Annotated in this window: 10 protein-coding genes and 1 tRNA gene; 4 read left to right on the plus strand and 7 right to left on the minus strand. The window is 75.1% G+C overall.

Annotation, left to right across the window (positions count from 1 at the left end):
• Positions 1–175: 175 nt before the first annotated feature.
• The 5 genes from TOK_RS34875 to TOK_RS07835 form a co-directional block, all read right to left on the minus strand.
• Positions 176–1915 (minus strand): serine protease, encoded by a 1740-nt coding sequence (locus TOK_RS34875; RefSeq protein WP_098957137.1) that lies wholly within the window; start codon positions 1913–1915, stop codon positions 176–178.
• Between the two features lie 191 nt (positions 1916–2106).
• Positions 2107–4464, minus strand: a complete 2358-nt coding sequence (locus TOK_RS07820; protein WP_098957138.1) for an FtsX-like permease family protein — start codon at positions 4462–4464, stop codon at positions 2107–2109.
• Entirely contained in the window at positions 4457–6127 is a 1671-nt protein-coding gene (locus TOK_RS07825) for a histidine kinase (protein WP_098957139.1), read from the minus strand. Before TOK_RS07825 ends, TOK_RS07820 begins: the two co-directional genes overlap by 8 nt.
• Positions 6124–6912 (minus strand): ABC transporter ATP-binding protein, encoded by a 789-nt coding sequence (locus TOK_RS07830; protein WP_253258247.1) that lies wholly within the window; start codon positions 6910–6912, stop codon positions 6124–6126. The genes TOK_RS07825 and TOK_RS07830 overlap by 4 nt, the downstream gene beginning before the upstream one ends.
• Before the next feature lie 147 nt (positions 6913–7059).
• On the minus strand, positions 7060–7917 hold the full coding sequence (locus TOK_RS07835; RefSeq protein ID WP_098957140.1) for an alternative oxidase: 858 nt from the start codon (positions 7915–7917) through the stop codon (positions 7060–7062).
• Between the two features lie 299 nt (positions 7918–8216).
• On the opposite strand from TOK_RS07835, the gene TOK_RS07840 reads away from it, so the two are divergent.
• The 3 genes from TOK_RS07840 to TOK_RS07850 all read left to right on the plus strand — a co-directional run bounded on the left by TOK_RS07840 (position 8217) and on the right by TOK_RS07850 (position 10170).
• Positions 8217–8609: an STAS domain-containing protein gene (locus TOK_RS07840; protein WP_098957141.1), complete on the plus strand. Its 393-nt coding sequence runs from the start codon at positions 8217–8219 to the stop codon at positions 8607–8609.
• Positions 8610–8625: 16 nt separating this feature from the next.
• Positions 8626–8721, plus strand: a tRNA-Sec gene (locus TOK_RS07845).
• A gap of 126 nt (positions 8722–8847) precedes the next feature.
• On the plus strand, positions 8848–10170 hold the full coding sequence (locus tag TOK_RS07850; RefSeq protein ID WP_098957142.1) for an amidase: 1323 nt from the start codon (positions 8848–8850) through the stop codon (positions 10168–10170).
• A 98-nt stretch (positions 10171–10268) separates the two neighbouring features.
• Here TOK_RS07850 and TOK_RS07855 read toward each other — a convergent pair whose 3' ends face one another.
• Together TOK_RS07855 and selD are read right to left on the minus strand one after the other, a co-directional pair.
• Positions 10269–11663 (minus strand): alkaline phosphatase PhoX, encoded by a 1395-nt coding sequence (locus TOK_RS07855; RefSeq protein WP_098957143.1) that lies wholly within the window; start codon positions 11661–11663, stop codon positions 10269–10271.
• A 151-nt stretch (positions 11664–11814) separates the two neighbouring features.
• The gene (gene selD / locus TOK_RS07860) at positions 11815–12849 is read right to left on the minus strand and encodes a selenide, water dikinase SelD (RefSeq protein ID WP_098957175.1); all 1035 of its coding nucleotides are present in this window, start codon (positions 12847–12849) and stop codon (positions 11815–11817) included.
• A gap of 33 nt (positions 12850–12882) precedes the next feature.
• On the opposite strand from selD, the gene selA reads away from it, so the two are divergent.
• Positions 12883–14211 (plus strand): L-seryl-tRNA(Sec) selenium transferase, encoded by a 1329-nt coding sequence (gene selA, locus TOK_RS07865; RefSeq protein WP_098957144.1) that lies wholly within the window; start codon positions 12883–12885, stop codon positions 14209–14211.
• Positions 14212–14214: the final 3 nt, after the last annotated feature.

Consider the following 14214-nt stretch of genomic DNA (forward strand, 5'->3'; position numbering starts at 1 on the left):
GGCCGCAAGTAAACCCGCACAACATCAGTTACACCGCTCAGTTGACAGTCCCGGCGCCGCGGCACCACAGGCGAAGCAGGGGGTGTGGGTGGGCTGCGCAGGGTCTCCCTCCACGGCCGAAGGGCCGGCCGGGGTGTCCGGCCGGCCCCTCGGGGTCGGTGTCGTGCTGCTGCGGTCAGCCGCGCGGGCGGCCGCAGGTGGTGCATGCGGCGGCGTCGGGTGCCAGGGTCGTGCCACAGGTGATGCAGCCGACCGGGGCGGGGTGGTCGACGACGACCGTGGTGGCTCCCGGGTCGAACGACGAGTCGGCCGGGGCGACCGGAGGAGCAGGGCGGTAGAGCGCGCCGTCCTGCTGCCAGGTCTGCTGCGGGCCGACGGCGGGGATGCCGACGGGCGGGCTCGTCGGGGCGACGGGTCCGGCCTGCCGGACCGGCTGACCCTGCGGAGCCGGGTGACCCGGCTGGGCCGTGTAGCCCTGCGGGGCCTGGTGACCCGGCTGGGCCGTGTAGCCCTGCGGGGCCTGGTAGCCCTGCGGGGCGGCGTAGCCCTGCGGCGCGTACCCGAGCTGACGGCCGTATCCGTTCTGTGCCGCGTACCCGTCGGACGGCGCCATGTTGTGCGGCACGTTCTGGGGCGCGTTCGGGTTCGGCTGCACGGGGTAGCCGTTGCCGGCCGGGGCCGGGCCACCGGGGCGGCGCTTGCGCGACACGAGCAGGATCGTCGTGGCACCGGCGATCAGGAGGACCGCGCCACCACCGATCAGCGACCACATCAGGATCGGCGGCATGCCCTCGGAGGCGGGCGGCGCGACGGGGGTGTCACCGAACTTGTCGCGAGCCTTGGCGGCGAGGGTCTTGAACTGGGTGGCCTGGGCGTGCTGCGGGTGGACCTGCAGGAGCTTGTCGAAGCCCGCGATGGCGTCGGTGTAGTGGCCGCCGTAGTAGGCGTCGAGGGCGGCGCGGAAGTTCTTGTCCTCCGGGCCCAGCTCGTTGCGGACACCGTTGCGCGACAGCAGCTCCGAGAGGCCCTGCGACGGCGCGATGAAGTTGAAGGCCTGCGACTCGCTGGCCGGCTTGAAGCTGTTGACGCCGATGACGCGGCCGTCCAGGCCGACGGTCGGGCCGCCGCTCATGCCGCCGGACAGGGCGGCGCTGGTCTCGTAGACGGGAACGGTGCCGAGGGTCTTCTTGGAGCTGACCTGGCCGTCCTTGTTGGACGGTTCGAGGCTGGCGTCGGTGACGGCGTCGGCGCTGGCCGGGTAGCCGATCGACAGCACCGGGGTGCCGATCTGGACGTCGGCGTCGGTGGCGAGCTCGACGCTCGGCAGGTCGGTGGTCTCGACCTTCAGCAGGGCGACGTCGCCCTGGTCGAGGGGCCGGTAGTCGACGACGCGGGCGGGCAGGGCGTTGGCGTTGGTGTTCGAGCCGTTGATGACCGAGATCTGGGCGTCGATGGGCGAGCCCTTGGTGGCCCCCTCGACGGTCCAGTTGGCCATGCCGTACTGGTAGGCGGTGGCGAGGTCGACGCCGGGGATGGCGGCGACGACCTGCTGGGCGGCAGCCAGGACGAACTCGGACTTGATGCCGTTCGCGGTGCTGGTGTCGACGCAGTGGCCGGCGGTGGCGACGTAGCCGTTGGGGTTGACGCCGAAGCCGGTGCAGGTGGTGCTGAGCTGGTAGGGGGCGCCGTTGTTGAAGAACGTGCCGGACTCGTCGGCGACGTAGCCGGTGAAGGTGCTGGTCAGGTAGGTGATGGCGGGACGGACGGCGGCGGCGGTCTTCTCGGTGGCGGTTGCCGCCTGCGGTGACCCGGGTGGCGCCGACGTCTGCGCCACGGCGGGTGCGACGCCGATGAGGGCGGCCGCGACGGCGGCGGCGCCGACGGTGGCGACACGGGACAGGGTGCGCAGTGCCATGGCGGGGGTCCTTCCTCGACCGAGTCCGTGCGACCTGTTCCGGGTGCGGTGTCTCGGGGGCTGTCGTGCTGACACCGAGAACGATGCCGCTCGCAGGGGGCCGGTTCGAGGTTGGTTCCTGGCAGGTGCGGGGGCGCGTTGCCGCTGGTCGGGGGTGCGGTTTTCCACACCCCCGGCGGCGTGGGAGCAGGTCAGCCCGTCGCGAGCGCCACGGCGGGCGGGGTGCGGGCGGCGCGTGCGGCGGGGGCGAGCGAGAGCAGCAGCGCGGCGACGAGGACGGCCGGGACGATCACGAACAGGAGCCTGCCGGGAACGGCGAGGTCGCCTGCGACGCCGGTGGCGGTGGCGAGCTGCCACCACAGGACGCGGGCGGCGCCGAGCCCCAGCGGGACGCCGACGACGAGCGCCGGCAGCACGGTGGTGGCGGCCATGACGGCGAGGGTGGCGCGGACCTGGCCGGGGGTGGCGCCGAGCACGGACAGGACGGCGACCTCGCGCGCGTGCCTGCGCCCGGAGGTCAGCAGCGCGTGCGCGAGCCCGCTGCCCGCGACGACGGCGAGCACGAGCGCGAGCAGTTCGGGCAGGGTGACGAGGTCGGCGAGGTTGGCGACGGCGGTGGGCACGTCGCGTTGGAAGACCTCGAGGTTCCGGCTGAGCTCGGCGAACAGGGCGTCGGCGGCGCCGGGTACGGCGAGGACGGTGGCGTCGTAGAGGGGCTGTCCGGGCGCGACCTGGCGCATGACGTCAGGGGCGACGACGGCACCGTCGCCGATACCGCCGTGGTTCTGCGAGGTGATCACAGCCTTGCCGACGATCTGCAGCGTGACGGTGCCGCCCTGGATGCGGCGGACCTCGAGGGTGTCGCCGACGTCGAGGCCCAGCCTGGACGCGAGCCGCGGGCCGATGGCGACCTCACCGGGACCGGTCGGCATCCGGCCGCCGGCGACGGCGATGGGCATCCGTCCCTTGCGGACGTCGCGGCTGGTGACCTCGATCTGGTCGCCGTCGGCGAGCTCGGCGGTGCCCGCGGCGCCGACGTCGAGGGCGGCGACGCGGGGGTCGGCGACGAGGCGCGCGATGTCGGCCTCGCGTGCGTCGACGATCGTGAGGTCGGCGGCGTGCCCGTAGCGGGCGGGGGTGTCGACGAGGCGTTGCAGGCTGGCCCCGAACGAGATGGCGGCGACGACGCCGGCCATGGCGAGGGACGCGGCGATGACCGTGGCGACGGCGGGGACCCCGCCACGGCCGAGGCGGCCGTGCATCGCGAGCCGGGTGCCGAGCAGCGCGGCGGGCCAGCGTCGCAGCGGGTTGATCGCGGCGGCACGGACGGACGGCACGACCGTCGCCCTGCGGCGTCCGGCGATCGCCGCCGTGGCCGCCACGACGAGTGAGAACACGAGCGCGGTGCCGATCCCGCCGAGCAGGACGAGCGACCAGACCGGCCGGAACCCGGGTTCGGGTTCGAATCGCGCCTGGCTGCCGAGGGGTTCGAGCCAGCCGGCGGCGAGCGCGACACCGCCCGCGACGATCCCGGCGACCGCTGCGGCGCCGGCGGCGGCGAGGACGCGGGCGGCGGCGCGTTCGCTCGCACGCATGCCGAGTGCCGACTCGACACGTTGGGTGCCGCCGCGGACGCCGTGGTGGCGCACCATGCTCTGCCCGAGGACCTGCAACCCGCCGAGGGCGAGGACGACGACGAACACGACGAGCCCGCCGACGAGGACCTGCTCGGCAGCCCGGACCGACGGGTCGACGGTCGCGCTGGGCAGCTCGACGGTGCGTTGCGTGTACTGGGAGATCAGCGACGGCGAGATCTGGTCGACGACCGCCGCGGTGCGGGCGAACGCGGCGCCGAAGCGCTGGGCGGCGTCGGGGTCGGCGGCGAGCCGGACGTAGATCGAGTAGCCGATGATGTCGGGCAGGAACTTCGCGGCGAACGCGGGCCCGGCCTGGACGGGGGCGAGCGCCCCGCCCCACGCGGGCATCCGGCCGATCCCGACGACGCGCACCGTCGTGCTGGGGCCGGCGGGTGGGCCGAAGCCGACGTCGAACTTCGAGACCTGGTCGAGGGTCAGCATCCGCAGCGTGACGATGGACCCGACGCCCAGCCCGCTGCTCTGGGCGATGGATTCGCTGAGCAGGATCTCGTCGGCGGCGTCCCGGGCGGGCGCACGGCCCTCGACGACCACGGGGTCGAGGAGGTTCTCGTGCGCGGTCGTCGGGGCGCCGATGGAGACGAACCGGAGGGCGGGACCGTCGAGCTGGGCGATCCACGCCTCGTCGGTGCGGGCCTGTGCGACGCCGGGCAGCGATGGGACGGCCGCGGCGAGCTGGGGCTGGTCGGCGGCCACGAGGGTGCGGGCGTCGTCGAGATGGACGGCCTCGACGAGCCGCGGGTAGGCCGAGGCGGTGCGCCCGGCCAGCCCGACGCCGCCGAGCACGATGCCCGCGACCAGCCCGAACACCACGCCCATGAGCAGGGTCGCCCGCCAGCCGACGCGCACCTCGGCCCGGGCGACGGCGCGGATCGCGCCGAACGCGTCACCCATGCCGGGGCGGGGCCGCGGCGGCGCGGGCGGGGACGGTGACGGGCCCGGTCACTGTCGTGACGGGGGCGACCGTGTGCAGCGGCACCCGACCGCTGACGGTGGTGCCGCGGCCGGGCGCGGAGCTGAGCTCCAGGGTGCCGCCGATGGCGCCGAGCCGGTCGGCCATGTTCTGCATGCCGGCGCCCGCGGCCATGTTGTCGACGTCGCAGCCCGGCCCGGTGTCGACGACGGAGAAGCGCAGCTCGTCCTCGTCCTGCTCCAGGGCCACGACGACGCTCGCGTCGGGGGCGTGCTTGGCCGCGTTCTGCAGGGCCTCCAGGCAGCAGAAGTAGACGGCGGCCTCGAGCTGCTCGCCGTGGCGGCCCAGGCCCGTGGCGGTGACGGTGACGTCGAGGGGGTTGCGTTTGGCGGCGGCGCGCAGGGCCTCGCCGAGGCCCGAGTCGCGCAGCAGCGGCGGGTAGATGCCGTGGGCGAGGTGGCGCAGCTCCTGGATCGACTCGCGGACGCCGGCGTCGAGCTCGTCGATCAGCTCGAGGTAGGACGCGGCGGTCTCGCCGGACTCGGTCAGCCCGTCGCGGACGAGCCGCAGCCCGACGGCGAGGGCGACGAGGTGCTGCTGGGCGCCGTCGTGGAGGTCGCGCTCGATGCGGCGACGTTCGGCGTCGGCGGTGCGGACGAGTCGGCCGCGGGAGGCCTGCAGGTCGGCGTTGGACCGGCGCAGGTCGGCGAGGGTGGCCTGCAGGGCCTCGTCGAGGGCGCGGTTGCGCAGCACGATCGCGAGCCGGCGGGCGACCTCGGCGAGGGCGCGTTCGTCGGCGGCGGTGAACCGGTCGGAGTCCAGCGGCCGTTCGACGACGACGAGCGCGAGCACCCGGCCGCCGTGGACCGCGGGGGCCAGCCGCAGCTGGGTGGCGACGCCGGTGGCGTCCTGCTCGGCGAGCAGCCGGGGCAGCCACAGCCGCAGCCAGCCGGGTCCGGCGACACCGGCGCGTTCGAGGGTGGCCGTCTCGGTGGCGTCGAGCGGCGGTGGGGGTGGGGTCTCCTCGAACGGCTCGGGGACGACGAGGCCGCGGTGCAGGCCGGGGACATCGGGATCGCCCGTCCAGATCTGGACCGACGACAGCCGCCAGTCGCGGCGCATGGTCTCGGCGAGGCGGCGCAGCAGGTCGTCGACGGGCGTGCCACGGCCGGCGCGTTCGGCGAAGTCGGCGAGCAGCTCGTCGGGCGAGCGGCGGGTGCCCAGCAGCGACATGCGTGCCGAGCGCCCGGCGCGGCGCCCGAGGGGACCGGCGAGGGTGGCGACGAGCAGCATCCCGATCAGCGCAGGGTTGACGAGGTCCTGCTGCGCCCCGGACGGCAGCTTGCCCAGGATCAGCAGGGTGAGGACGAGCCCGGCGTCGACGGCGACGGCGAGCCCGGCGAAGTCGGCGGCGGCCACCAGCACCGACGTGCTGGCCCGGCGGGCGCGCGCGTTGAACCCGGCGACGACCGCGACGACGACCGGGGCGAACGCGAGCAGCGCGGACACCCACAGCGGCGGGCCGCCGCGCAGCAGCCCGACGCACACGGCGACCGATGCGATCCCGACCCCGACGACGAGGCCCGACAGCAGCAGCGAACGACGAGCGCGGCGGCCCGGGGCGGTGGAGGCGGCCCGGATCACGGCTGCTCCCCGAAGGCGTCGGTGCCCCCGCCGAGCAGCATGCCGTCGCGCATCCGCACGATCCGTTGCGCGCCACCGGCGACGTCGGCGCTGTGGGTGACCATCAGGATCGTCTGGCCGTCGTGGTGCAGGCGGGTGAACAGGTCGAGGACCTCGGCGGCGCCGTCGGAGTCGAGCGCGCCGGTCGGTTCGTCGGCCAGCAGGAGTGTGGGGCGGTTGGCCAGCGCGCGGGCGATGGCGACGCGCTGGCGCTGCCCGCCGGACAGGGCCGCGGGCCGCTCCCCCTGTTTCTCCAGCAGGCCGAGGGTGTCGAGGAGGTCGCGGGCGCGCTCGGTGGCCTCGGCGGGCCTCGCCCCGGCGACGAGCGCGGCGAGCGCGACGTTCTCCAGCGCGGACATGTGGTCGATGAGGTGGAAGAACTGGAAGACGAGACCGACGTGGCGACGGCGCAGGCGGGCCAGCCGGGATCCGCTGAGCTCCTCGGTGCGGACCCCGGCGAGCGTCACCGATCCCTCGTCGGCCCGGTCGAGGCCGGCGAGCAGGTGCAGCAGCGTCGACTTGCCGCTGCCCGACGGGCCCATGAGCGCGACGAACTCGCCGTGCCCGACGGTGAGGTCGACGCCGCGCAACGCCCGGACGGGTGCGGTCTCTGCCTCGTAGGTCTTGCGCAGGCCGCGGACGACCAGCTCGGGAGGGGCCGCCGGGCCGACCGCGGACGGGTCCGGCACGTCGTCGGGCAGGGGCGCGTCGACCGCCCGCGCCGTCGCCTCGAAGCTCGCACTCACCTGCATCACCGATTCCCGACCTGTCGCTGTTGGGCACACCGGCATCGCCACCTGCCGCGGGCGACGTCCGAATCGTCGGAACGGGCCCCGGATCCGTTACCCGGCGCCAGTTCCGACGTGCTGTCCGCTTTCGCGATCATTCCCTGGTCAGACCAGCTTGCCCACACGCAGGTACCGCTCGGACTCCTCCTTGTGCATCCGCTCGTCGTGCCCGATCTGGCGCAGCAGGTCGGCGAGGGAGGTGTGGGCGCCGTACTCGTCGGCGAACACCGAGCCGTGCAGCCGGGTCTCGAACTCGGGGTGCTCGGCGACGAACTCCGCGTACTCGTGCTCGGCGTGGTCCTCGAAGTCGGCGTTGAGGCGGTAGCTCCAGCGCGGCGCGAGCACGAACAGCAGCCAGGACGTGTGGTAGTAGCCGACGGCCATCAGCCACGGCAGGAACCGGTAGCGGAAGGCGTTCAGCGTCCGGCCGCGCTGCGCGACGAGCTCGGCCGTGATGAGCAGGTGCCACTCCTCGTTGTCCTGCTGCTCACGGTTCTCCTCGATGCGCTCGCGGATCCGGTACGCCACACCGACGTCGCGGTGGCGCCGGGTCAGCGCGCGGTAGGCAGCGTTCTCCCAGATCTGGTACGGGATGCGGGCGACGATCTCCAGGACCTGGAACTTCTCCATGGTGCGGCGGCGGCCGTAGAGCAGGTCCATCGTCGCGAACAGCATCTTCGCGACGAGGCTGTAGCGCCGCCGCGGCGCGGTCAGCGTGACGTCCTGCTCGCGGCGCAGCGCCCGGCGTCCGAGTCTCGGGGTCTCGGCTGCGGTGACGCGGCCGGGGCCGGCACCTGGCGGCGTCGCCGGCGCGCTCGCACCGGGCCGGGAGACGTGGCGCGGGGAGGGGAACTCGGGCAGGAACTCGACGGTCGGCATGCGGTCGACGTCGGGGCCGGTCTCGACGGCCGTGACGGCACGCAGGTCGCGGTGGGTGGCGTGGGGAAGGGTCGGGGCGCTCATGGCGGGCTCCTCGTCGGCTGCCCGGTCAGGCTCTGGCGCCGTCCCGGTGACGAGGTGAACCCTGCCCGCGGCGGGCGGGCGCTCCGATCATGCTGCCCGGCCGAACCCGGCACGCGCTCCCCCACCGTCCGGGGTGTGGCGGGCACCCCCACCGATGGCGGCGACCACCCCGTCGCGGGTCGTCCTGGCGTGCCCGGGGGTCGTGTTGTGTGCCGCTCCGGGCGGGTCGTAGGGTTGGCACGCGGTTGAGAACACAGTCCGCGTCACCTGTCCGGAGAGCCCGAGGAGCGACGGTGCGCATGAACGGTGAGACGGGCGGGCACTCCGACGAGGTCGGAGAGCCCACCGCCGAGGTGATCCGTTTCGACGCCGTCGAGCACGGCGACGGGGCGGTCGTCCTGCATGTCAGCGGCGAGGTCGACACGCTGACGGCGCCGATGCTGTCCGAACGCATCGCCGACCGGCTTCCGTCGGCGTCGCTGCTGGTCCTCGACCTGTCGTCGGTGACGTTCCTCGGTTCGGCGGGCCTGGCGGCACTGGTCGCGGCCAAGGACGAGGCGCAGCAGCAGGGCCGCAGGCTCACGCTGGTGTGCGGTTCCCGGATCGTGACGCGCGCGCTCGAGGCGACCGGCCTGCTCGGCCTGTTCGACACCGCCGACGGTGTGCCGGAGGCGTTGCGCCCCTCGGCCTGAGGGTCGGCGGCGCCGGGGAGGCGTCTGGGTGCCTGGTGGCCCCCGCGGTCTTCAACACCGACGTGGCCGAGCATCTCGGTCAGGCGGGTTCGATTCCCGTCCGCCTCCGCCATCCGGCCCACGTTCCCCCTGCGGGAGGCCGCCGTCCGGGTGAACAACGGGTGTCCCGGTGATCGACTTCGTCTCCGTTGCGGCGGGTCGGAACAGCGCGGACCGGGGCGGATGCCACAGTGAACCGATGGCGAGTGTGCTCTCCGACCGTGCAGGTCCGGACATGTCCGGGCTCGCGGGCGCCGATGCGGCGACGATCGCCGCGCGCGTCCGCGACGGGGACGCCACCGCCGCCGACGTCGTCGACGCCCATCTGACCCGGATCGACGCCGTCGACAACCGCGTCGGTGCGTTCTGCGTCGTCGATCCGCAGCGGGTGCGCGCGGAGGCCACGGGGATCGACGCCCGCTCCGACCGCTTCGCCCTCCCGCTGGCCGGTGTCCCGGTCGCGGTGGAGGACGACGTCGCGCTGGCCGGGGTTCCCACCGGTCACGGCCTGCCGGGAGGCGAGGCCGCTCTCCGCGACGACGCGCTCGTCCGCCGGCTGCGCGCCGCCGGGGCGATCGTGCTGGGCCGCACCAGGACCGCCGAGCTCGGTGTCTGCGGCTTCACCCGCATGGCCCCGGGCGCGGGCGACCCCGTCGACATCGCGCTGCCCGCGTCGAACCCGTGCGGCGCCGGGGCCGCGGCCGTCGCCGCCGGGATGACGGCGCTCGCCCTGGGCCGCGACGGCGGCGGCTCGGTCCGCCTCGCCGCGGCCTGGTGCGGGCAGGTCGGGCTCAAACCCGGCCACGGGACGCTGCCGCTGCCCGGCGGCGCGGAGGAACGCTGGTTCGGCCTGGCCGAGACCGGGCTCGTCGCGCGTACCGCCACGGACGTCGCGCTGCTGTTCGAAGCCCTGTCCGGCACCGTGATCGGCGATCTCGCGGCCGTCGGCATCCCGCGCCGCGTCGTGTTCTCGACGGCCAGCCCCGCCGGCCGCGGCCGGCTCGACCCCGCGCACCACGACGCCGTCCGCAAGGCTGTCCGCCGGTTCACCGAGCTGGGCGTGCAGACCGTCGACGCCGACCCGCCCTACCCGACGGGCCTCGAACGCGAGTGGACCCGCCGCTGGCGCGCGGGCGTCGCGCAGGAAGCCGCCGACCTGGGAGTCGACACCGCCGCGCTGGGCAGGCGGACGTCGGCGGTGGTGCGGCGCGGGCGTCGCGACCTGCGCCGGGAGCGGCTCGTCCCCGGCACCGTGCACACGTGGCGCGACCGGATGGCGGGCTGGCTCGACGGCGGCCGCTACGACGTCCTCGTCCTGCCCGCCGTCGGGTCGCGGGCGCCCGCGATGCGCGGCTCCCGCCCGGTGCCGGTGCCCTACACGCAGGCCTGGAACCTCGCCGGGCTCCCCGCGCTGGTCGTGCCGGTGCGGTGGGGTGCCGCGCGGGTGCCGGTGCAGCTGGTCGGCCGCCCGGGCAGCGAACCCCTCCTCATGGCGACCGCCGCCTGCCTCGAGACGCCGTGACGTCGGCGCCACGGCGTCGGCACCACGGCGTCGGCACCACGGCGTCGGCACCGCGGTGTCGGCACCACGGCGTCGGCACCGCGGTGTCGGCACGGGGCTCAGCGCTGGTGGCGCCACGGGCCGGTGATCGCGAACGTGACTCCCGGCTCCTGGATGTTGGCGAACAACGTCCGCCGGTCCGGCGAGTAGACCGGGCCGGTGAACTCGACGTCGCCGGCCTCGTTGCGCGCCAACGGGAACGTGCGGCCGTCGTCCGTGGCGCCGAAGAGGTGCTGCACGCCCGCGCCGTCCTCGGCGAGGATGACGCCACCGTAGGGCGAGACGCTGATGTTGTCGGGGCCGTCGAACGCGCCGTCGGCAGCCGGGCCGGGGTTGACCGCGAGGCGCAGGACCAGGGTGAGCGTGCCGCGCTCCGGGTCGAGGAACCACACCTGGCCGTCGTGCTGCACCGGGCTCTCCTCGCGGGCGAAGCTGGACACCACGTACGCGCCCGCACGGCCGCCGCGCTCGCCCCACCATGCGCCCTCGAGCTTCCGCGCCCGGGTGACGTCGCCGTTGCCGAGCTGGGAGCGGGTGGGGGTGGTGCGGCCGTCGCGGTCGGGCACCGGCGTCCACCCCGCCGCGTAGACGGTGCCGATCGCGGTGGCGCGCGACAGGTCGTCGACGTGCTTTCCCGCGCCGTCGGTGGCGCGCAGCGCGGCGAACGCGCCGTCGGTGGGGCCGATGCGGCGCAGCGCGCCCTTGCCACCCTTGTATCCGCGCGGCGGGGTCCAGCGGTAGAGCAGCCCGTTGGGCTTCGCGGAGTCCTCGGTCAGGTAGATCGCGCCGGAGCGCGGGTCGACCGCCGCGGCCTCGTGCTCGAACCTGCCCAGGGCCTTGACCGGCTGCGGGTCCCGGTTGGCGCGGCGGTCGAACGGATCGACCTCGAAGACGTAGCCGTGGTCCTTGGTGAAGCCGTCCTTGCCGGCGAGGGCGTCGATCTCCTCGCAGGTCAGCCACGTGTCCCACGGCGTCTGCCCGCCTGCGCAGTTGGTCGCGGTGCCGGCGACGCCGACCCACTCGCGCGACCGGCTGCCGTCACGGCCCACCTCGACGACCGTGCAGCCGCCCGCGGCCGCGGCGTCGTAGACCGTGCCGTCGACGTGCGGGACGGGCAGCTCGGTGCCCCACGGCTCGCGGATCTCGTGGTTGGTGACCAGCACGGTGCCGCCGCCGCGGGCCCGGAAGGCGCCGGTACCGTCATGGTTGCGGGGGGTGGGTTCGCCCGACTCCAGCGTGGTCCGGCCGGCCTCCGTGACGATCGAGTACCGGAATCCGGCGGGCAGCGCGAGCCGCTTCGCGGGATCGGCGACGAGCGGGCCGTAGCCGAGCGGCCTGCCCGGGGCCGCCGACGCGGGTATGGCCTGCAGGGCGTCGACGCTGCCGATGAGCAGCACGCCGGCGCCGACCGCCGCGGCGCGCTGCATGAAGTTCCGGCGGGACAGCTCGGTCATCTCGTCCTCGGTTCCTGATCCGCTCGTGGTGGGCGAACGGAACGCTCCAGGACGAAGTCGACGAACCGGTGAACACCGGATGGCCGCACGGCCCCCACATGAGTGGCGATGGTCGCCATGGCGACTGTTGCCACTCACGACCTGCCGTGGGTCACGTGAGCGCGATCCGACCGGTGCCCGCGGCCACCCGGCCGACCACAGCGGCGCGCAGGCCCTGCTCCTGAAGGGCCGCAACGGCATCGGCGGCAGCGGCCGGGTCGGCGCCGAACAGCAGGCCACCGGAGGTCTGGGCGTCGGCGAGCAGCAGCCGCTCGTGCTCGGACCGACCCCCCGCGTCGACGACGTCGGCGGTCCAGTCGCGGTTGCGCCGCGTCCCGCCGGGCACGACGCCCGACTCCAGCAGCTCCCACGCCCCGGCGATCACGGGCACGGCGTCGACGTCGATCCACGCGTCCACGCCGGATGCCGCGGCCATCTTCTTGAGGTGCCCGAGCAGCCCGAACCCGGTGACGTCGGTGCAGCCCGTGGCGCCGGCGGCGAGCGCGGCCGTCGACGCGACGGCGTTCGGTGTGGTCATCGACGCGACCGCGGCGGCGGCGACGTCCGCCGGGGCGACGCCCGACTTGACCGCCGACGACACGATCCCCACCCCGAGCGGCTTGGTGAGGACGAGCGCGTCGCCGTCGCGGAGCCCGGTGTTGGTGAGCACCCGGTCGGGGTGCACCTCCCCCACGACGGCGAGACCGTACTTCGGCTCGGGATCGTCGATCGAGTGACCCCCGACGACCGCGAACCCGCACTCCGCGCCCGCGTCGGCCCCGCCCGCGAGGACCTCGGCCAGCATCTCCTCGGGCAGGTCGTCCGACGGCCATGCCACGAGGTTCAGCGCGAACAGCGGCCGCCCGCCCATCGCGTAGACGTCGGACACCGCGTTGACCGCCGCGATCCGGCCCCAGGTGCGCGCGTCGTCGACGATCGGGGTGAAGAAGTCGGTGGTGGCGACGAGCGCGCGGTCGGCGTCGAGCCGCCACACCGCGGCGTCGTCGCCGGTCTCGGTGCCCACCAACAGGTCCGGGTGCGACGAGGGCGTGACGCGGGCGAGGACGTCGGCGAGCCGGCCGGGCGCGAGCTTGCACGCGCACCCGCCGCCGTGACTGAACTCCGTGAGACGTCGTGCGACGGGCATGCCTGCACAGTAGGCGGTGAATAGGGTGTCGGGGTGAGCGCCGATCACCGACGGCTCGTGCCGCGCACCGACGTCGTCCTCGCCGAGCCACGCGTCGCCGCGGCCGTCGAGCGGCTGGGCCGCGACCTGGTGAAGGGCGCCGTCGCTGCGGCGCAGCAGCAGGCGCGGCTCGGCGCGATCGCGCCGACCGCGGTGGCCGACACGGCGCTGGCCGCGCTGCCGTCGACGACGACGTCGCTGCGGCCCGTCCTCAACGCCACGGGCGTCCTGCTGCACACCAACATGGGCCGGGCGCCGCTGTCGGCGGCCGCGGTCGACGCGCTGGCCGTCGCGGCCGGGACCTGCGACGTCGAGCTCGACCTGACCACCGGCGGGCGCGGGCGCCGCGGCGCCACCACGGTCGACGCACTGCTCGCCGCCGTCCCCGGCGCGGCGGCGGCGCACCTGGTCAACAACGGAGCCGCCGCACTCGCCCTGGTCGCGACGGGCCTGGCCACCGGTCGCGAGATCGTCGTCGCGCGCGGGGAGCTCGTCGAGATCGGCGACGGGTTCCGCATCCCCGACCTCCTGGTGTCGACGGGTGCGCGGCTGCGCGAGGTCGGCACCACAAACCGCGTGCACCCCGCCGACTACGCCGCCGCGATCGGCCCCGACACGGGCCTGGTGCTCAAGGTGCACCCCTCGAACTTCACGATCAGCGGCTTCACCGCGTCGGTCGACGTCGCCGCGCTCGCGGAGATCGCGGGCGACGTACCCGTCGTCGCCGACATCGGGTCCGGGCTGCTCACACCGCACCCGTTGCTGCCCGACGAGCCCGACGCCGCCTCGGCCCTCGCCGCCGGTGCCACGCTGGTCACCGCGTCGGGCGACAAGCTGCTCGGCGGCCCGCAGGCCGGGCTCCTGCTGGGCGGCCCGGGCCGCGGCGCCGGCCTGGTGGCGACGCTGCGGCGGCACCCGCTGGCTCGGGCGCTGCGCGTCGACAAGCTGACCCTGGCCGCCATGGAAGCCACGCTCACCGGGCCTGCGACGCCCACCCGCGCTGCGCTCGACGCCGACCCCGCCGCGCTGCGCACCCGCGCCGCACGGCTCGCGGACCTGTTGCGCACCAGGGGGATCGAGGCCGCCGACGTCGCGTCGCGCGCCACCGTGGGCGGCGGCGGCGCCCCCGGGGTGACGCTGGAGAGCGCGGCGGTGTCGCTGCCCGAACGCTTCGCCGCGGCACTGCGGGCGGGCGACCCGGCCGTCGTCGGCCGCCTCGACCACGGCCGCTGCCTGCTCGACCTGCGCGCGCTGCCACCCTCGGCCGACGACCTGCTGGCCACCGCCGTCCTCACCGCCACGTTCCCCACGGCGCACGGGTGATCC

The sequence above is a fragment of the Pseudonocardia sp. N23 genome, from assembly GCF_002583555.1.
Lineage (GTDB): Bacteria > Actinomycetota > Actinomycetes > Mycobacteriales > Pseudonocardiaceae > Pseudonocardia.